Origin of the sequence: Clostridium sp. AM42-4, assembly GCF_003480105.1 — a bacterium.
Taxonomy (GTDB): domain Bacteria; phylum Bacillota; class Clostridia; order Lachnospirales; family Lachnospiraceae; genus Brotaphodocola.
Genome location: NZ_QUIK01000020.1, coordinates 20,106 through 38,750, shown reverse-complemented (window position 1 = coordinate 38,750; position 18,645 = coordinate 20,106). Strand labels below are relative to the sequence as shown.

15 protein-coding genes are annotated in these 18,645 nt (G+C 45.8%); 1 reads left to right on the top strand and 14 read right to left on the bottom strand.

The genetic code is table 11. The features are described from left to right. Window positions 1-111 precede the first annotated feature (111 nt). From DW922_RS14140 to DW922_RS14070, 14 genes are all read right to left on the bottom strand, one after another. Window positions 112-1,737: a sigma 54-interacting transcriptional regulator gene (locus tag DW922_RS14140; protein ID WP_118726916.1), complete on the bottom strand. Its 1,626-nt coding sequence runs from the start codon at window positions 1,735-1,737 to the stop codon at window positions 112-114. A gap of 140 nt (window positions 1,738-1,877) precedes the next feature. Further along, the gene (locus DW922_RS18135) at window positions 1,878-3,896 is read right to left on the bottom strand and encodes a uroporphyrinogen decarboxylase family protein (protein ID WP_243032251.1); all 2,019 of its coding nucleotides are present in this window, start codon (window positions 3,894-3,896) and stop codon (window positions 1,878-1,880) included. Window positions 3,897-3,965: 69 nt separating this feature from the next. Continuing rightward, complete coding sequence (gene dhaL / locus DW922_RS14125) at window positions 3,966-4,616, bottom strand: dihydroxyacetone kinase subunit DhaL (protein ID WP_118532039.1); 651 nt, start codon at window positions 4,614-4,616, stop codon at window positions 3,966-3,968. Between the two features lie 15 nt (window positions 4,617-4,631). Beyond that, a complete protein-coding gene (gene dhaK, locus DW922_RS14120) occupies window positions 4,632-5,621 on the bottom strand; it encodes a dihydroxyacetone kinase subunit DhaK (protein WP_118532041.1) in 990 nt (329 codons plus the stop codon). Between the two features lie 21 nt (window positions 5,622-5,642). Further along, window positions 5,643-6,350: an ABC transporter ATP-binding protein gene (locus DW922_RS14115; RefSeq protein ID WP_178716411.1), complete on the bottom strand. Its 708-nt coding sequence runs from the start codon at window positions 6,348-6,350 to the stop codon at window positions 5,643-5,645. Next, on the bottom strand, window positions 6,337-7,125 hold the full coding sequence (locus DW922_RS14110; protein ID WP_118532045.1) for an ABC transporter ATP-binding protein: 789 nt from the start codon (window positions 7,123-7,125) through the stop codon (window positions 6,337-6,339). The genes DW922_RS14115 and DW922_RS14110 overlap by 14 nt, the downstream gene beginning before the upstream one ends. A gap of 30 nt (window positions 7,126-7,155) precedes the next feature. Next, window positions 7,156-8,181, bottom strand: a complete 1,026-nt coding sequence (locus DW922_RS14105; protein ID WP_118532047.1) for a branched-chain amino acid ABC transporter permease — start codon at window positions 8,179-8,181, stop codon at window positions 7,156-7,158. Window positions 8,182-8,210: 29 nt separating this feature from the next. Then, the gene (locus tag DW922_RS14100; RefSeq protein ID WP_118720887.1) at window positions 8,211-9,089 is read right to left on the bottom strand and encodes a branched-chain amino acid ABC transporter permease; all 879 of its coding nucleotides are present in this window, start codon (window positions 9,087-9,089) and stop codon (window positions 8,211-8,213) included. 84 nt (window positions 9,090-9,173) lie between these two features. After that, entirely contained in the window at window positions 9,174-10,400 is a 1,227-nt protein-coding gene (locus DW922_RS14095) for an ABC transporter substrate-binding protein (protein ID WP_243032250.1), read from the bottom strand. Between the two features lie 550 nt (window positions 10,401-10,950). Beyond that, entirely contained in the window at window positions 10,951-11,268 is a 318-nt protein-coding gene (locus DW922_RS14090; RefSeq protein ID WP_243032249.1) for an MATE family efflux transporter, read from the bottom strand. Window positions 11,269-11,494: 226 nt separating this feature from the next. Next, the gene (gene adhE, locus DW922_RS14085) at window positions 11,495-14,107 is read right to left on the bottom strand and encodes a bifunctional acetaldehyde-CoA/alcohol dehydrogenase (protein WP_118720904.1); all 2,613 of its coding nucleotides are present in this window, start codon (window positions 14,105-14,107) and stop codon (window positions 11,495-11,497) included. 336 nt (window positions 14,108-14,443) lie between these two features. Further along, window positions 14,444-14,968, bottom strand: coding sequence for a DUF4446 family protein (locus tag DW922_RS14080; protein WP_118726915.1), 525 nt, complete (start codon window positions 14,966-14,968; stop codon window positions 14,444-14,446). A 45-nt stretch (window positions 14,969-15,013) separates the two neighbouring features. Beyond that, window positions 15,014-16,111, bottom strand: a complete 1,098-nt coding sequence (locus DW922_RS14075) for a ParB/RepB/Spo0J family partition protein (protein ID WP_118726914.1) — start codon at window positions 16,109-16,111, stop codon at window positions 15,014-15,016. A 2-nt stretch (window positions 16,112-16,113) separates the two neighbouring features. Next, window positions 16,114-16,881, bottom strand: a complete 768-nt coding sequence (locus DW922_RS14070) for an AAA family ATPase (RefSeq protein WP_118726913.1) — start codon at window positions 16,879-16,881, stop codon at window positions 16,114-16,116. 547 nt (window positions 16,882-17,428) lie between these two features. Between DW922_RS14070 and DW922_RS14065 the strand changes: the two genes are divergently transcribed. Further along, window positions 17,429-18,382 carry an alpha/beta fold hydrolase gene (locus DW922_RS14065; RefSeq protein WP_118720881.1) on the top strand — a complete coding sequence of 318 codons (954 nt, stop codon included), beginning with the start codon at window positions 17,429-17,431 and terminating at the stop codon, window positions 18,380-18,382. Window positions 18,383-18,645 lie beyond the last annotated feature (263 nt).

Below are 18,645 nucleotides of genomic sequence, written 5' to 3'. Positions count from 1 at the left end.
ATACCATCCTGTTACTGAAAAGGCAATCATTAAGCCAAATTTCGTTCCGCTTTACGCATGCGCAAGATTCCTATTCTTACATGCGTACCCGGCAACCGCGAAACAGCCCCACTATTTTCTCAGCTCTGCGATCCGCCTGTTTAAGGTACTGCGGGAAATGGAAAGCCTTGCGCAGATCTCCCGCTGGGTCTTTCCTGCCTCCAGAAGCTCCCGTATGGTTTTCAGCTCGTATTCCCGCGAGCTCATTCCCTGCAGCTCCGTTTTCGCAGCAACATATCCGTTATTCCGCACGGCCATTTCCAGCTGAATGTTCAGCTCGTTGATCTCCAGCTTCATAAGTTGCTTATAATCTGCCGCAGTGATATTCAGCTCCATTTTCGTTTTTTTGTAAATACGGCAGTAATAATCGATCATGTTTTCCGCATAGCGGCAAAACAGTGCGGAATCGGTATGGATCGTCCGCCCCGTCCGCAAGGTCTGGTCCTTCATGGCATCATACAGTCCCCAGCTGAACAAACCGGCCTGGCAGCGCTCCTCCAGATTCTGGTCCGTGCAGAAAATGATCCGCACCGGCTCTGACTCCCGCTGTTTTTTTCTGCCCTCGATCACCTCTGCAAGACGCTCCTGATAATAGATCTGCATGCGCTCCGGATAATGAATGATGATCGTCCCGTCATGGATATTCTTCAACAGGCCATCCTCCCCAAACAGGTACTCACACAGATAATCCCGGTAAATGCTGGAGCTGTGCATGATCAGGATATCTTTTAGCTTCCGGCTGGATTCGTTATGGATTGCCTTGGCCAGCAGCTCGTTGATCTCCCCGTCATCCGTATTGACCAGTATGATGTTTTTATTTTCCCTGGCATAATCACGCCCCCGGTAAATGAGCTCCGTATCACAGATATCCCCCAGAAAATCAAACGTAATGTAGCTGCCATTCGTAAACTGCACGGATTCCTTCTGGATCTCACTGTATCTGCGGAACGTAAAGAGCATCGAGGTCCCATGCCGGTGCTCGTAGATCGGTTTAATATTGATGATACCGAAAAACTGACTCTGCTCCATGGTTGCCTTCACCATCCGTGGCTTCCGGTCTGCCTTCTGAAAGGTCTCCTGAAAGGCTTTATACGGAAACAGCTCCTGGATCCGCGTTCCAAGGACCGGCTCTGTAATACGGAACAGCTTCCGGAATGCCTCATTGACAAACAGAATACTCCCATAAAAATCCGTATAGGCCAGTGCTGCATCATGTGCATCCAGAATCCCCTTCAGCTCATCATTCTTGGCTTCTATGATCCTGGAGTACTGGCTGTCCATGATCTTCGATGCGATCAGCTCTGCCATGCTGTGCATAAAGGTGACTGTGGACCCGATTTTTTTAAACAGGGCCTTACCACGGTCCTTCGGCAAGATTAGGGCAATTACCCCGACGGTTCTAAGATCCCGCCGGATCGGCACACCCACGAACGACTCCATCTTACAGTTATGGTATTCCGGACACTGCCTGCAGCTTTCCTTTTCCCGCTTGTGCTCCAGCAGCACATCCCGGTTGTCATAAAAGACCTCCGCGATCAGGGAGCCGATCTTAATATCCTGATATAAGGAGAAATACTGAAACGCACTGCCGATCACATTCATGTCCGCATCTGTGATGATGACATCGGTTTCCAGTACATCCGAGATTGCCCGTGCGAAATCATCAAATTCTGTTTTTAACTCACCCTTAAATTTCATAACACACCCCAATATAACAGGCCCGGGAAAAACCAGTGCAGGTTCTTCCCGGGTCCTCGTAACTATACAGGATCTGGCGTTCAGAAAACTTTTTATCCGTAAGCAGTTACCGGATCATTTCCTGAATGCTTTTCCCGTTTTTATTTTGTATATTCTGCTGCAATCTTACGGATCAGCTCTAATCTCTCCGGAGAAATGTCAGAAGAGATGGTGCAGTCAGCGCCGATCGCTACGCCCCTGGTTCCTGCCTCATCCAGGATCTTCTTGATCTCGGCTCTTAATTCCTCCTCGGTTCCTCTGTAAAGGATGCTCTCTGCAGCGTTATCGAAGCCACCGATGACCGGCTTATCTCCCAGGATCTTCTTTCCTTCGCCCAGGGTGATTCCCTCGGAATAAACAGCCCAGTTGTAAGCCTTTACCGGGTAATCCTTATACCAGCTTAAGTTGTTGGTGTACTTGCCGTATCCGCAGATATGAAGAATGACATTGTCGCTAAACTCGTTGATGTAGTTTAACACATCCAGATCGAGCGGCTCTACCAGCTTTTTGTGGCCTGCATGGGTCAGCATCTTATCCTGCACACACTGAACGCTGTAGTAGATACCGTCAATGGAAGTCTCCTCAAACAGTCTCTTTACTAGGATCTTGGTATCCTCTGCGATGCAGCGTGCAGCCTTCTCCATAACCTCCGGGCTTTCGTGGAACAGTCTTACGAATTTCTTGAAGTCCTCATCGTACTCCTCGAAACGAAGTCTGATGTACTGGAGCGGTGAGAAGATGTTGTAGTATTTGTAGGTATCATTACCAGCATAATCGCAGATCTCTTTTACATACTCAACCTGCTTTGTGATCCACGGATGATCCGGTCCTACAGAAGCAACCTTATCCAGATCCTCAACAGAAGTAATGGTCTTGCGGCAAACAGACGGATGACCGAAGAAGCCATCGGACATGATCTTTAAGAAGTCCGGCTTTACCTCATCAATGTATTTTTTCTGCTCGGTCACTACGGTGTTGTAGATCTCCGGATCTGCTCCGCTGTAATGGTTGTGGAAGGATACGAAATGATGCCAGAAGGCAACCGGTACTCTCTCCTCGTTCTCATTGTTTAAAAATGCGTCAACTGCCGCTTTTCTATCGTCTTTCATACAATTCTCCTTTTCCTTCACCTGTCTGGAAATCCAGTGAATTCTGCCATCGTTGATATTATTCGGAATGGAACAGTCTGCACCCATAATGTAACCGCGGTGGCCATTTTCCTTGATCAGCTGGTCTACAAACTTGCAAACCTCTTCCTCGCTTCCGCTATCGATCAGGGTCTGCGGGTTATTATCAAAACCACCCAGCACACACTTGCCCGGGAAGAGCTTACGTCCTTCTTCAATGGTCACACCCTCCGTGAAGGTTGCCCAGTTGTAAGCCTTTGCCTTGTAATCCTGATACCAGCTTAAGTTGTTTTTGTGATGTGCATATCCACAGATATGAAGGATATTGTAATCACTCAGCTTATTTGCAGTCTCAAGTACGCCGATCTCCGTCGGGCGGACCAGACGGTCATAGGTTTCCCGGTCATACATGCTGCTCTGGATATTCTGGACACAGTAATAAATGCCATCCAGCTTTGTCTCCGTCAGAAGCTTTGATACCAGTGTATCGATATCCTTCTGGATCTCCATTCCCGCTTTGTGAAGCTCCTCCGGGAAATGCTCTGCGAGATATACGAACTGGTCGTATTTCAGGTCATAAAAGTCCAGACGGATCCGGATGACCTGCAGTGGAGCAAACACATTGTAGAAGGTCATCACCTTATCGCCAAACAGATCTACCAGGCGGCGCACATGCTTCACCTGCTCCGTGATCCACGGATGATCCGGACCGATGCTCTTGATCGCCAGAAGATCTTCTGCAGTTTCCAGATTATTGTTCATGATCGGCGGATAGCCCATGAAGCCCTCGTTCATCAGCTTCATCATATCCGGATCAATGGTCTCAAAATAACGTTTATGTCCTTCTACGATCTTTTCCAGAATCTCCGGATGCTCCAGTCCCTGAAACTGGTCCTTTCCAAGTACGAAATGATGCCAGAATCCCATCGGGATCCGGTAAGTCTCTTTGTTGTCCATGGCATCCTTCAGAAGCTGTCTTCTATTCTCACTCATATTCGTTGCGACTCCTTCATATCACTTAATATGTAACTGCCTGGCTTCTTACAGTTGTCCCAATAACAGTTATTCGGTAATTTTACCTGCTGCGTAATCCATCAGGGTAGCGATCTGGTAAGACATGGTAACGGCACCCGGATCCAGATGTCCAAGGCCACGGTTTGCCTGATAGCTTGCACGTCCTCTGATTGCTTCCATGTTCTTGGTATTCTCTGCGCCGTCCTCTGCAGCCTTCTTAACCAGATCACATAACTCTGCAGACGGGGTTCCGTTTGCCAGGCACTCTTCATACTTCTTAACTGCAGGTGCCAGGGAATCGATCATGGTCTTGTAGCCTTCCTTTGCCTGACCTCTCGCTACGATGGCATCCAGCATTGCCTTCAATACAGTGCACAGCTCTGCATCATGAAGAACCTCAATTCCCTTTAACGCCTTTGCTGCAGCAATGTAAGCACTTCCGTATAATACGCCTGAAGATCCGCCGATTACAGACATCATAATCTTACCGATCTCTTTGAACTCATCAGAAAGCTCCATGGTTTCCAGACGATCAACATTTTTTACAAGATTCTCAAAGCCCATATTGATGTTGGTCCAGTGATCACCATCACCGGTCACACTGTCCAGCTCTGTGATATAGTCACCTTTGGAATGGATCAGCTCATAGGCCAGCTTGATATATTCTGCGTAATCCTTTGCGGTTAAAGTAAAGCTCATCGTTTATTCCCTCCTTCAGATTTTCAGTGCCGGGGTGTCACACGGAGCATCCAGCAGTTCTTTTAATTCATCATCCAGCTTCATCAGGGTAACAGAAGCACCGGTCATGTCGATCGAAGTGCAGTAGTTTCCTACAAAAGTGCGGTATGCCTTAATGCCCTTTTCCTCCAGGATCTTCTGTACCTCCAGATTCAGGATGTAAAGCTCCATTAACGGGGTACCGCCAAGGCCATTTACCAGAACTGCAACTTCGCTGCCGGAATAATCATAATCATCCAGAATGCGTCCTACCAGAATCTCTGCGATTTCCTTTGCGCTCTTGATCTTGGTAGTCTCAACGCCCTGCTCACCATGGATTCCCATGCCGATCTCGATCTCGTCGTCTGCGATCTGAAAACCAGGCTTTCCAACTGCCGGAAGAATGCACGGTGTCATGGCAACACCCATGGTACGGATATTGCGGACTGCCTTTTCTGCTGCTGCCTTTACCTCTGCGAGGCTTGCCCCCTGCTCTGCCTTTGCACCTGCGATCTTATGTACAAAGACGGTTCCTGCGATACCTCTTCTGCCTGTTCCCTCTTCTCTGTCCGGAACTGCAACGTCATCCTTTACGATAACCTGGGCAACCTCAATATCGTCCATCTCTGCAAGATCTGCAGAAAGGCCAAAGTTCATAATATCACCGGAGTAGTTTTTGATTACCATCAGTACGCCTTTTCCGCAGGAAACCTGCTCAATGGCACTGCCGATACGGTCCGGGCTCGGAGAAGAGAATACATTTCCGGAAATTGCTGCATCCAGCATACCTTTTCCTACAAAGCCTGCGTGCAGCGGCTCATGTCCTGCTCCGCCTCCGGAGATCACTGCCACCTTATCCGTCTTTTTCTCTTTTCTGCTGATGACCTCCATCTTCGGAGTGTAAACCAGCTTATCCGGATAAGCTGCCTGCATTCCCATCAGTGCCTCACTTACTACATCAGTCGGATTGTTGATAATCTTTTTCATAACATACATCCTTTCATAGTTTTATGCCATACCGAGATAAGCTTTCTTTACCATCGGATTGTTTGCAATGTCACTGGCTTTGCCAGACATACTTACGAGACCATTCTCCAATACATAGGCTCTCTGCGAAACCTGAAGCGCCATATTTGCGTTCTGTTCGATCAGAAGAACCGTAACCCCCTGTTTGTTGATCTTTTCGATCATGCCGAAGATCATCTCTACAAAGTTCGGAGCAAGTCCAAGGGACGGCTCGTCTAACAGGATCATCTTCGGGTTTGACATCAGCGCCCGTCCTACAGCCAGCATCTGCTGCTCACCACCAGATAAGGTACCGGCCTGCTGCGTGATACGTTCTTTCAGACGCGGGAATAATTCATAAACCCTTTCGTAGGATTCTTTAATCTTGTTCTCGTCTTTTACAACAAATGCACCAATACGCAGGTTTTCTTCTACGGTAAGCTCTGGGAACACCTCACGTCCCTCTGGAGAAATACCGATTCCTTCTTTTGTCATTGCATGTGCAGGTACATGCGTAATATCTTTTCCATCAAATGTAATCGTACCGCTGCTCGATTTTACGATGCCGACGATAGAATTTACAAGCGTTGTTTTTCCGGCGCCGTTACTGCCGATCAGGCAGACGATCTCTCCCTCATTTACTTCCAGGCTGATTCCCTTTAAGGCGTGGATCGCGCCGTAGTTGGTGTGCAGATCCTCAATTTTTAGCAGCATTATTCGAACCTCCCAGATATACGTCGATAACCTTCTGATTCTTTGCGATCTCTTCCGGAAGTCCTTCCGCGATCGGTTTTCCATGGTCAATTACATAAATACGGTCTGAAATATTCATAACTACACTCATATCATGCTCGATCATAAGAACAGTGTAACCCTGCTTTTTCAAAAGTCTAATGAATTCCATCAATTCGTGGGACTCCTGCGGGTTCATGCCTGCTGCCGGCTCATCTAACAAGATCAGCTTTGCGCCGGTAGCGATCGCACGGGCGATTTCCAGCTTTCTCTGATCACCATAAGGCAGGTTCGATGCATAATCATCTTTTCTGTCGTAAAGCCCTACTTCCTTCAGAACCTTCAGCGCATCATAGGTAATTGCATCTTCCTCTTCTCTGAATTTCTTTGTTCTGAAAATGGAAGAAGCCAGGTCGTACTTTGTTTTGATATGTGCACCTACCAGTACATTTTCGATTACTCTCATATCCGAGAAAAGGCGAATGTTCTGGAATGTTCTGGAAATACCTTTTTTTACAATATCTCTCGGGTTAATGCTCTGGATTTCCTCACCCTTGAATTTGATCGTGCCCTCATCAACTTTATAAACTCCGGTCAGCATGTTGAATACGGTCGTTTTTCCTGCTCCGTTCGGTCCGATAATACTGATGACTTCACCCTCGTGAACCTTGAAGCTTACATTTTCCACCGCAACAATGCCGCCGAATCGTTTCGTTATTCCATTGACCTCTAATAACAAATCTTCTCTAGCCATTGTGCCTCCATCCGTTACCAACTCGTTCTTTTACGCGTTTGCCTCTTCTCCGTTTATCTTCGCCTGAACCTTTTTGGATAATTTATAAGGTAAGGAAGATTTCCAGCCCAGCAATCCTTCCGGACGGAAACGCATCATCAAGACTAAGATAACACCATAAAGAACGAAGCGGTATTTCATAAGGCTTCTGGAAACCTCCGGGAAAGCAACCAGAACGATTGCTCCTACGTACATGCCTCTGAGAGTTCCCATGCCGCCTAAAATAACGATACTTAAAATCAGGGTTGAAACATCAAAGTTAAATGTATTCGGATCGATGTAACCGATCAGGGAAGAATACAATGCTCCGCCCAGTGCACAGATCATGGCAGAAACAACAAATGCCAGGATCTTGTATTTTGTGATATTGATTCCCATCATGGTGCTGGCCATTTCATCTGTCTTGATCGCTCTGAGCGCTCTTCCGGTCTTAGACTGGATCAGTGCCTTACAGAACAGGGAGATCAGCACGATCATGATCAGAATCAGGAAATACATACCATTGTTTGCCACCGTAAGCTTAATACCGAAAATCTGCGGCTTCGGGATATTTTTAACACCAAGTGTACCATTCGTTACACTCTGCCAGTTCATCAGAACCATCTTGACGATCTCACCAAATCCCAGGGTGATAATAGAAAGGTACGTTCCGGTTACACGTAAGGTAGGCAGTCCGACTAATACACCGATCACTGCGGCCAGCAGCATACCTGCCAGCATAGCCGGGAAGAATGACCAGCCCAACGTTACAGCCAGAAGAGAGGCCGTATAAGCACCGATTGCAACAAAGCCTGCATGTCCCAGAGAAACCAGGCCGGTATATCCGGTCAGGATATTCAATCCAAGTCCCAGGATGGCATAGCATCCGATTTTCGCAACAACAGTCAGAAAATACTGGTTCTTTACCACAAACGGCAGCGCAATAAGAATGACAGCCAGAACTCCCCAAAGGATCTTTGCATTCTTCGAAGTAAACTGTTCAAACGAAGAAAGCATTGTTTTATTATCTTTTTTCATCTCTATCCTCCAAGTTTCGTCACTGTGTCTTATACCTTAGTGATACCCTTCTTACCGAACAGACCGTTCGGACGAATGATCAGCACCAGGATCAAAATGATAAATGCTACAGAGTCGCGGTAGGTAGAACCAAAGAAGGTAACTGCCATACACTCAGAAACACCGATGATCAGACCGCCAAGGATTGCACCCGGCAGGCTTCCGATACCTCCAAGAACTGCAGCCGCGAATGCCTTTAAGCCGGCCATAAATCCCATATTTGGGTAAACGATCTCATAATAACCTCCAACCAGAGCGCCTGCAAGAGTTGCAGATACACCTGCGAGGAAGAATGTAAAGCTGATAACAAAGTTTACATCGATTCCCATCATCTTTGCTGCTTTTGCATTCTGCTGACTGGCTCTCATAGCCAGACCAATCTTGGTTTTAAATACGATAAATACCAGAATCAGCATCAAAACAACAGAAACCACACACATCATAACCTGGGTCAGAGTAATGGAAACTTTGCCAAGCTTGATCATGCCGTAACCAAAAATGTTCGGGAAGTTTCTTTTTTCTGAACCGATAAAAACAATCAGGAGATTTGTGATAATGTTGGAAATACCGATCGTGGTAATCAGAGATGCGATAGGCGGTGAGCCTTTTTTACGAAGAGGTTCCAGTGCGATCTTATCAATCATGATTCCCAACACACCAGTTACTAACATACTTAAGAGAATCCCTGGTACAATGCCGAATTTCATGCTAACAATGAATACCATTGCAATTTCCGCGCCGAACGCGTAAATGGAACCATGTGAGAAATTGACCAGTCGAAGGATTCCGAATATGAGCGAATAGCCGACTGCTATTAACGCATATCCCATTCCCAGGGCTAAACCATTAAAAACCTGTTGAGCAAGCATTGTGGCTCCTTTCAAAGATACCGGGAGCCGGAAAGCACGCTTTCCGGCTCCCTTAGATGTACTTACATGAATTGTCGCTTTCGTTTATTTCATTTTTACGAATTTGCCATCTTCGATGGTTACTTTTACGAATTCCTTATCTACATCACCGTTGGAGTCAAACTTGGTCTGACCGGTAACGCCCGGATAATCAACATTGTAAAGTGCGTCTTTTACTTTAGCAGACTCAGTAGTGCCTGCATCCTCGATTGCGGTAAGCAGCATACCTACGGAATCGTATGCCTGAGAGGTCAGTGCAGACGGTGCGCTGCCGTAAACATCGGTGTACTGTTTTACATATGCCTGGATCTCAGGATCATCGGAATCTGCGAAGAAGATAACCGGGAAGCATACGCCGTTTACTGCGCTTCCGCCCAGCTCAAGAAGCTGCTGGCTGTAAGCGTTGGAGAATGCAATGATAGTAACATCCGGGTTAACCTGCTTGTACTGCTTTGCAACCGGTGCTACCAGGTTGTACATACCACAGCAGATAACTGCCTCTGCGCCAGCTTCGTTCAGCTTTGCGATTGCTGCGGAGTAGTCATCAGAACCCTCCATAACTTCCTCGTGAGCTACAACCTTAACACCCTTATCACTCATACCATCAATGATGTCGTTAATGATCTTGGAGGTATTGGTTCCCCAGTCAGTCATAATGGAAATGATACCAATATTTTTCTTTCCAAGGTCATTCACTGCAATGTCAACACTCGCACCACCCTCTTTAGAAATAACGGTGTTGTTTCTGAAAATATAATCACCGATAGAGGAATAATCCGGATGGGAAGAGGACGGGGAAATTTCGATCACGCCGTTCTCCTGATAGATCGGAGCTGCTGTCATACATACGCCGGAAGCAAAATGTCCGATCACACCTGCGATGTTATCTTTGTCAGATACGATCTTCTGTGCGATGGTGGTTGCTTCCTCTGAGGTGTTCTTATCGTCGTACTCTACGATCTGAACCTCTCTGCCAAGGCATCCGCCGTTATCGTTCCACTTCTGGGCCATAAGCTTTGCTGCGTTTGCGAAGCCGATACCATACTCAGAGTTATCTCCAGTCATCGGTGCTGCGACTGCAATGGTGATCGGGTTGGAAGTATCCAGATCACTGCTGCCGCCCTCTGCTGCTGCAGAAGTATCGGCTGCTGCATCCTTCTGTGCTGCAGTGGTTTCCGGGGTGCTGCTGCTCTGTGAACCGCCGGAGCAGGCTGTTGTCAGCGCCATAGCTGCCGCGAGTGTCAGTGAGACTGCAAGATTTCTTTTCTTCATACTTTGTTCCTCCTTATTTTATGGATCACGTTGTCCAAATTTTCGTTTTCGATGTTTTAATTTTACAATTTTATCATTAAAATGTCAATTGTATTTGTGCATTCTGTTCAGCTTCGTGGTTTCTGCCTTGTTTTCATTTGTTTTATTTGCATGATTTATAGCATTATCACAAAGCAGTTTCAGATGTATGTGTCATTTTGAGACATGGTGGATCATGTCCATTAAGATCCGGGCTCCTCCTCATCAATCACGGCTCCTCCTTTTCCCTTTCCGATGTAGGAAAAAACCGTCATGCTCCCTTTTCCAGAAACATGACGGCATTGTCTCCTTGTTGCGATTTTTAATTATGTCTGACAAATTCAAACACATCGTTGTATATTTTATACATCATTTCTCTTTTTCTGTCAAGAATTCGAAGAACAAATTATTTACCGCTCTATTTACCTACCAATTTGCAGGTTTTGCCTATCAACCTACTATCCATACAGGTAATAGGAATTTCTGTCTACAGGCAGGCATTCTCTAAACGGAAAATCCCTATTCCTAAGCATCACCGTCCCAGCTTCCTGATGTACGGAATTACCATCACTGCCGCGACAACCATCGATGTCACCTCCGCCACCGGAGTTGCCCATGCCACACCGCCGACTCCAAACAGATTGGAAAGCGCCGTCATAAACATAAACAGCGGCATTGCCAGCGTAGCTGCGGCCACCTGCTTCGGATCTCCCAGCTGACCGATAAAAAACGTATCTGCCATATTATAAATGATCGTAATGATCTGGCTTACAACCGTCGGCACCGCCAGCATCAGGATTGCCTGTGCCACCGGCATGCTCGAAAACAAATTATTATTTTCTGATTTCATCTGCGCTGCACCTCTCTTCCCCTTGTTTTAAACTGTCAATAAAACACTGGATTGCAAAATGAAAGCTCTCCTCCACCATCGCCGGGTAATGGGAAAAGAAGCCCTGCTCCTCCTGCGAGATAAATCCATGCATGCCCTGCTTTGTCAATTCTCTATAAAGTAAGAGGCCCCGGACGTATGTCCGGGGCCTCTTACTTTCCATCTATTATATATTCCTTTATTGTTTTTATTTTCCGTAGTAAGCTCTTAAATACATCTCCTTGATCTCGCTCATCAGCGGGTATCTCGGGTTTGCACCGGTGCACTGGTCATCGAATGCCTGCTCAACCATAGCATCCAGGGTATCCAAGAAGTACTTCTCGTCAACACCATACTCCGCGATGGTCTTCTTCACGCCAACTGCAGCCTTCAGTTCCTCAATCTTCTCGATGAGCTTCTTCACTGCCTCTTCATCGGTCTTCGCCTGAATTCCTACGAAGCGTGCGCACTCTGCATAGCGGGCCATGGTGTGCGGATACTGGTACTGGGAGAAGGTTCCCATCTTTCTCGGGCACTCAGCAGAGTTGAACTCTACAACCAGGGAAATAAGCAGGGCGTTTGCGATACCATGCGGCAGATGATGGAATGCGCCAAGCTTATGTGCCATGGAGTGGCAGACACCTAAGAATGCGTTTGCAAATGCCATACCAGCCATGCAGGAAGCATCAGCCATCTTGCTTCTTGCCTCTACATTGCTGCCATCGTTGTATGCAGCCGGCAGGTACTCAAAGACATTCTTCATAGCCTTCAGTGCCAGACCATCGGTGTAATCGGTTGCCATAACAGAAGCGTATGCCTCCAGTGCATGGGTCAGAACATCCACACCAGATGCGCTGGTTAAGCCCTTCGGCTGGCTCATCATGTTATCGGTATCTACGATCGCCATATTCGGCAGCAGCTGATAGTCTGCTAACGGATACTTCACGCCGGTTTCCTGATCAGTAATAACCGCGAACGGAGTTACCTCGGAACCAGTACCGGAAGAAGTCGGAATTGCTACGAAGTAAGCCTTCTCGCCCATCTTCGGGAAGGTGTAAACACGTTTCCGGATATCGATGAAGCGCATTGCCATGCCCTGGAAATCTACTTCCGGATGCTCGTACATTACCCACATGATCTTACCGGCATCCATTGCGGAACCACCGCCCAGTGCGATGATGACATCCGGCTGGAATGCGGTCATAGCCTTTGCACCCTCGATCGCATTTGCCAAGGTTGGGTCCGGCTGTACGTTGGAGAAGCACTGGTAAACAATACCCATTTCATCCAGCTTATCGGTGATCGGTTTGGTATAACCGTTCATATACAGGAAGGAGTCCGTTACGATGAAGGCTCTCTTCTTGCCCATAACATCCTTCAGCTCACTTAAAGCAACCGGCATAGAACCCTTCTTGAAATATACCTTCTCCGGTGTACGGAACCACAGCATGTTCTCTCTCCTCTCAGCAACAGTCTTAATGTTCAGCAAATGCTTTACACCTACGTTTTCAGAAACCGAGTTGCCACCCCAGGAGCCGCAGCCCAGTGTCAGAGACGGGAGCAGCTTGAAGTTGTACAGGTCACCGATACCACCCTGAGAGGACGGAGTATTGATCAGGATACGGCAGGTCTTCATAGCCGCTGCATGCTTCGCCATCTTCTCTTTTTCATTGATATTAATATAGAGGGAAGAGGTATGGCCATAACCGCCATCTGCGACCAGACGCTCTGCCTTTGCGATTGCCTCATCAAAGGTCTGTGCCTTATACATTGCAAGGACCGGAGACAGCTTCTCATGTGCGAACTCCTCGCTGATGTCCACGGACTCTACTTCACCAATCAGGATCTTGGTATCCTCCGGAACCTCAACACCTGCCATCTGCGCGATCTTAAATGCGCTCTGGCCAACAATCTTTGCGTTCAGGGAACCATTGATCAGGATGGTCTTTCTTACCTTCTCGATCTCATCCGGCTTTAAGAAATAACAGCCGCGGTATTTAAACTCTTTCTTTACTGCCTCATAAACCGGAGCCAGTACTGTTACAGACTGCTCGGATGCACAGATCATACCATTATCGAAGGTCTTAGAATGGATAATGGAGTTTACAGCCAGCTTAATGTCTGCAGTTTCATCGATGATAGCCGGAGTATTACCAGCACCTACACCAAGTGCCGGTTTGCCGGAAGAATATGCTGCCTTTACCATGCCAGGGCCACCGGTTGCCAGGATGATGTCTGCATCCTTCATAACAGTGTTCGTAAGTTCCAGAGACGGAACATCGATCCAGCCGATGATGCCCTCCGGAGCGCCGGCTTTCACTGCTGCATCCAGAACAACCTTAGCGGCTGCGATGGTGCAGGCCTTTGCACGCGGATGTGGGGAAATGATGATGGCGTTTCTGGTCTTTAAGCAGATCAGGGTTTTGAAGATTGCGGTAGAGGTCGGGTTGGTAGTCGGGATTACGGCTGCAACCAGGCCGATCGGCTCTGCAATTTTCTTGATACCATACGCCTTATCTTCCTCGATCACACCACAGGTCTTCATATCTTTATATGCGTTATGGATATGCTCTGCAGCGTAGTTGTTCTTGATCACTTTATCCTCTACAACGCCCATGCCAGTTTCTTCTACTGCCATCTTCGCTAACGGAATACGCATCTGGTTTGCTGCGATTGCTGCTGCATGGAAAATTTTATCAACCTGTTCCTGCGTATAAGTAGCAAATACCTTCTGTGCCTCACGCATAGCGGCCATTTTCTTTTCCAGTGCTTCTACATTGTCGATGATTGCCGGAACTGCTGTTGTTTCTTTCTTCGCCATGTTCTTATCCTCCAACGATTCATTTCCATCAAAGCCAACGCATTCCGTTTCATTTGCGTTGGTTCTTTCCAGGTTCAGTTCTTTTTGCTTTGTTTTCTGTTTACTGCTGATTCGATTTTGTTTTCATTCATTTCCGGCGCTACATTCCGTTGCGCCTCAGTGGTTTGAAATCAATCATTCTTTGATATTTTTTTGACGATTAATTCTGTTTGTATTATACCACTCGTTAAATAATTGTCAATATATTTTTTTATTTTCTTTCTGTCTTTTTTTCTGTACAACATAAAAAGAGGTGGAAAAACATTCTCCCAGATTGTTTTTCCACCTCTTATATTATCACTCCTGCGGCTGCTTCCGCTCCCGGTATCCAAGTGCCTGCTCCAGTGCTTCCTGTTCCTCTGCACCAAGCAAAACCTCCGTCTCTCCCCGTTCTACATCCTTTAAATAAAGATAACAGCCTTCCCGGCTATGAACGGAATTCAACACAAATCCTGTGTTGGTATAATCCAAAAGTGCCAGTGCAAAGCTTAGATTTCCACCCATTCCTTTAAATGCATTGTACTTTACAATACCAATCTTCTGGAATGCTGCACGGCTATTTTTATTAGCTGTCCGGATTGAATCCTTATTATAACGATCCTGTGCTTTCAGATCAATGATATCGTTCATCTGCTCAACGATTAGGTTCTCCATCGTCTCTGCATCTTTTCCGCGCATAAAAATATCATATCTGCGGTAAAGCTTCCGCATGTTGATCAGGCACATAACTGTCACAACAAGCAAAATCAGGGTCAGGACCGCTGATGCGATCAGCAGATACACCGGGTCAAACCCAAGATTATTTAATATACTTCCTTCCATAGATAAATCCCGTCTTTCCGTTTTGTGGTTCGGTTCATATGCAACCTACATCGGCTGGATTGATTCAATCAGCTCAACAATGCGTTCCAATTCTGCCTCCGAATAATATTCGATTTCGACTTTTCCTTTTGTTTTATCCTTACGGCTGATGTTAACCTTAGTTCCCATCACCGTCTTCATCCGGTTCTCCATATCCTGGAATACCAGTTCCACCGCTTCATCTACCTGGGACTTTTTCTTTTCCTTCTTCTCCCGTCCCAACAGTTTTACTGCTTTTTCGATTTCCCGGACACTTAATTTCTCCTGCTCAACCTTCTGAGCCAGTGCCAGCTGCTGCTGCGGATCACTCACGCCAAGAAGTGCACGTGCATGACCACTTGTAATACGTCCTTCCGCAAGCATCTGCTGCACTTCAGGAACCAGATTCAGCAAACGCATGCTATTCGTGATCGTTGTACGGTTTTTAGAAACACGCTCTGCAATTTCTTCCTGCTTTAAAGAAAACTCCTGCATCAGCCGCTGGTATGCGAGCGCTTCCTCGATAGGATTTAAGTCTGCTCTCTGCACATTCTCAATCAATGCAATCTCCATAGTCTGCTGTGGACTATACTCTCGGATTACCACAGGAACCTTCTTTAATCCTGCTAATTTTGCTGCTCTCCATCTGCGTTCACCGGCAATGATCTCGTAGCTATCACCCTTTTTCTGAACCAGAAGCGGCTGCAAGACACCATATTTACGGATAGAATCCGCCAGCTCCTCCAGCTGTTCTTCATCGAACGCTTTTCTTGGCTGATCACGGTTCGGCTCGATCTCAGAAACCGGAAGCTCCAGCTCTGTCTGGGCTTCCTCCTCTGCTTTCAGGGCATTCGATGTAACATTCGCTGTATCTTCCAGGTTGAGACTCATCTGACCGTCCAGATCATCCTCCTGTAATTTTTTCTCGCCCGTCTTCGCTGTCTTTTCGGCTTTTCTGGTTTTCGCTCCATCGTTTTCTGGCTTATGATTCAGAGTATTTTTTCTCGCTCTTTGCGTCGCGATCGCAGCCTTCTCAGCCTTTTCCTCTGCAATAACTTCCTCTACCGTATCCTCTCCAAACAACGCTCCAAGGCCTCTGCCTAATCCTCTTTTTGCTCCTGCCATTTTTATTCTTCCCCTCTGCTAATTACTTCTGCTGCCAGCATCCGGTAACTCTCCGCACCTGTCGACCTGGTGTCGTAAATGTTGATCGGTTTTCCATGACTCGGTGCCTCTGCCAATCTGACATTTCTCGGAATGATCGTTTTGTAAATGTTCTTATTTAAATGTGCTTTTACATTCTCAACTACCTGAAGTGAAAGATTTGTTCTTGCATCATACATGGTAAATACGACACCTTCCAGCTCCAGCTTCGGATTCAGCTTTTTCTTTACCAAATCAACCGTCTGAAGAATCTGGCTCAATCCCTCCAGTGCATAGTATTCACACTGGATCGGTACCAACACCGTATCCGCTGCAGTCAATGCATTGATCGTCAACAGACTTAACGACGGCGGACAGTCAATAATGATATAATCGTAATTCTTTTCTACCTTTTCCAGTTCCAGCTTCAACAACGACTCTTTGTTCGGAACATCCAATAATTCAATCTCTGCGCCCGCCAGATTCACATCTGACGGAAGAACATCCAGATTCTCCTGCACCTCTTTAATGATGCATTCTTCCAGAGTACACTCGCCGACCAGCAATTCATATACGGTCTTGTCCATGTACCCCTTTTCAAATCCAAGTCCACTGGTCGCGTTTCCCTGCGGATCAAAATCCACCGCAAGAACCTTCTGACCTGCTTCTGCCAGACATGCAGATAAATTAATAGCAGTCGTAGTTTTTCCTACGCCGCCCTTCTGATTTGCAATTGCTATTATTCTTCCCATATAACCATCCTTATATTTCTCGCCAAAAAGCAGATTTCTTGTTGCCGTTCACGTAAGCATATCCGGCTTATTTAAAACAATAACGTTAGTATAGCACACTTTTTTCACTTTTCCTATTCTTTGTAATAAAATCAGCTTGAAAATACAAAATATTCCTATTTACAGACGCATATTAACATATACAAATGTTTCACGTGAAACATTTCTTCTTCATCTGTGAATGGAAATGAGAACGATACAAATATATTTCAATTTAGGCAGGCGTGGATTGAAATGTACATTCTGTTCGTTCTGCCATTCTCCGTCTGCGTCGTTTTTCCTCGCGGAAGCGTGGATTGGAATTACTGTTGCATCTGTTGAATTTAGTGTTGCTACCGTCACTTTTCTCGCAGAATCACAGGATGAAATCATTCTACTGGAAGCGGTTGCATCTTTCATAAAAAAATACTATACTTATAACATGAATTCCTAATTGTTTCAGCACTTTGTTACTGTTTACGCATTGCGCAAATAGCAACCCATCTTTTCATAATTAAAAGGAGATTTTATGAAAGCAAAAAATAAATTACTCACACTCCTTATACTTTCTGCCAGTGCCGCTGCCACTACTGCAGCAATCAACAAAGCCATTCAGGTTTCAGCTGTTTCTAAAAATCTGCTTGCTGAGCCAGAATCTCTCTGTTTTAAATGGCGCCTTGGCAATATTCACTACACCAAAGAAGGAAGCGGCAAACCACTTCTGCTCATCCATGATTTGAATCCAATGGCTTCCGGTCACGAGTGGAAACAACTGATTCCATTGTTGCGTGATGAATACACCATTTACACAATTGATCTTTTAGGATTCGGCCGTTCCGAAAAAGCAAATATGACATACACAAATTTTTTATATGTTCAACTGATTTCTGATTTTATTAAATCAGAAATTGGACACCGGACCAATGTAATTACGTCCGGTGAATCAGCTTCTATTCCGCTTATGGCATGTGCTAATAATCCAGACCTATTCGATCAGATTATGGCTATCAATCCACTCAGTCTTCTGGATTTCAGCACAATTCCAGGGAAAACTGCCAAAATGTATAAATGCATCGTAGAGTTACCCATCATAGGCACTCTGTTATACCATATTGCAAGCAGTAAAAAAATGATTACGGAAGAACTTGTGACAAAAGGATTTTTCAATCCCTACTCTGTAAAATCCAGCTATGTAGATTCCTGCTATGAAGCAGCTCACCTTGGCACATCACCAAAATCTACATTCGCAAGCATTCGCTGTAACTATACAAAATGCAATCTGGTGAATGCTCTAAAGAAAATCGACAACAGTATTTATCTGGTTGGCGGTGCTTCTATAGAAAACATGAAAGACCGTCTGGATGAATATAAAGGCTATAATTCTTCCATTGAAACTGCGCTTGTACCAAAGGCAAAAGGACTGCCACACTTAGAGCAACCAGACAAAATTGCAGAACTCGTTAAAACATATTTTTGCCAGTGAGAATTATCGTGGTGAATTTTACGGACAATAATTTCCAAATTAGATTTTATTGCCCGACCGCTTTTACGACAATCATATTTATGTGTTTCACGTGAAACATTTATCTCAAACTAAAGATAATTTTAGGAAACTCTTTTAGCGTCACCTTTGTTATTTACCCATGTTTCACGTGAAACATTTTTTCAATCCAAATATCATTTTTGAGAACTCTTTTAACATTACCTTTGTTATTTGCTTATGTTTCACGTGAAACATTTTTTCAA

Coding starts and splice junctions, on each gene's coding strand:
- DW922_RS14140 (WP_118726916.1), bottom strand. CDS start 1,737: ATGAAATTTAAGGGTGAGTTAAAAACAGAATTTGATGATTTCGCACGG.
- DW922_RS18135 (WP_243032251.1), bottom strand. CDS start 3,896: ATGAGTGAGAATAGAAGACAGCTTCTGAAGGATGCCATGGACAACAAA.
- dhaL (WP_118532039.1), bottom strand. CDS start 4,616: ATGAGCTTTACTTTAACCGCAAAGGATTACGCAGAATATATCAAGCTG.
- dhaK (WP_118532041.1), bottom strand. CDS start 5,621: ATGAAAAAGATTATCAACAATCCGACTGATGTAGTAAGTGAGGCACTG.
- DW922_RS14110 (WP_118532045.1), bottom strand. CDS start 7,125: ATGGCTAGAGAAGATTTGTTATTAGAGGTCAATGGAATAACGAAACGA.
- DW922_RS14105 (WP_118532047.1), bottom strand. CDS start 8,181: ATGAAAAAAGATAATAAAACAATGCTTTCTTCGTTTGAACAGTTTACT.
- DW922_RS14100 (WP_118720887.1), bottom strand. CDS start 9,089: ATGCTTGCTCAACAGGTTTTTAATGGTTTAGCCCTGGGAATGGGATAT.
- DW922_RS14095 (WP_243032250.1), bottom strand. CDS start 10,400: ATGAAGAAAAGAAATCTTGCAGTCTCACTGACACTCGCGGCAGCTATG.
- DW922_RS14090 (WP_243032249.1), bottom strand. CDS start 11,268: ATGAAATCAGAAAATAATAATTTGTTTTCGAGCATGCCGGTGGCACAG.
- adhE (WP_118720904.1), bottom strand. CDS start 14,107: ATGGCGAAGAAAGAAACAACAGCAGTTCCGGCAATCATCGACAATGTA.
- DW922_RS14080 (WP_118726915.1), bottom strand. CDS start 14,968: ATGGAAGGAAGTATATTAAATAATCTTGGGTTTGACCCGGTGTATCTG.
- DW922_RS14075 (WP_118726914.1), bottom strand. CDS start 16,111: ATGGCAGGAGCAAAAAGAGGATTAGGCAGAGGCCTTGGAGCGTTGTTT.
- DW922_RS14070 (WP_118726913.1), bottom strand. CDS start 16,881: ATGGGAAGAATAATAGCAATTGCAAATCAGAAGGGCGGCGTAGGAAAA.
- DW922_RS14065 (WP_118720881.1), top strand. CDS start 17,429: ATGAAAGCAAAAAATAAATTACTCACACTCCTTATACTTTCTGCCAGT.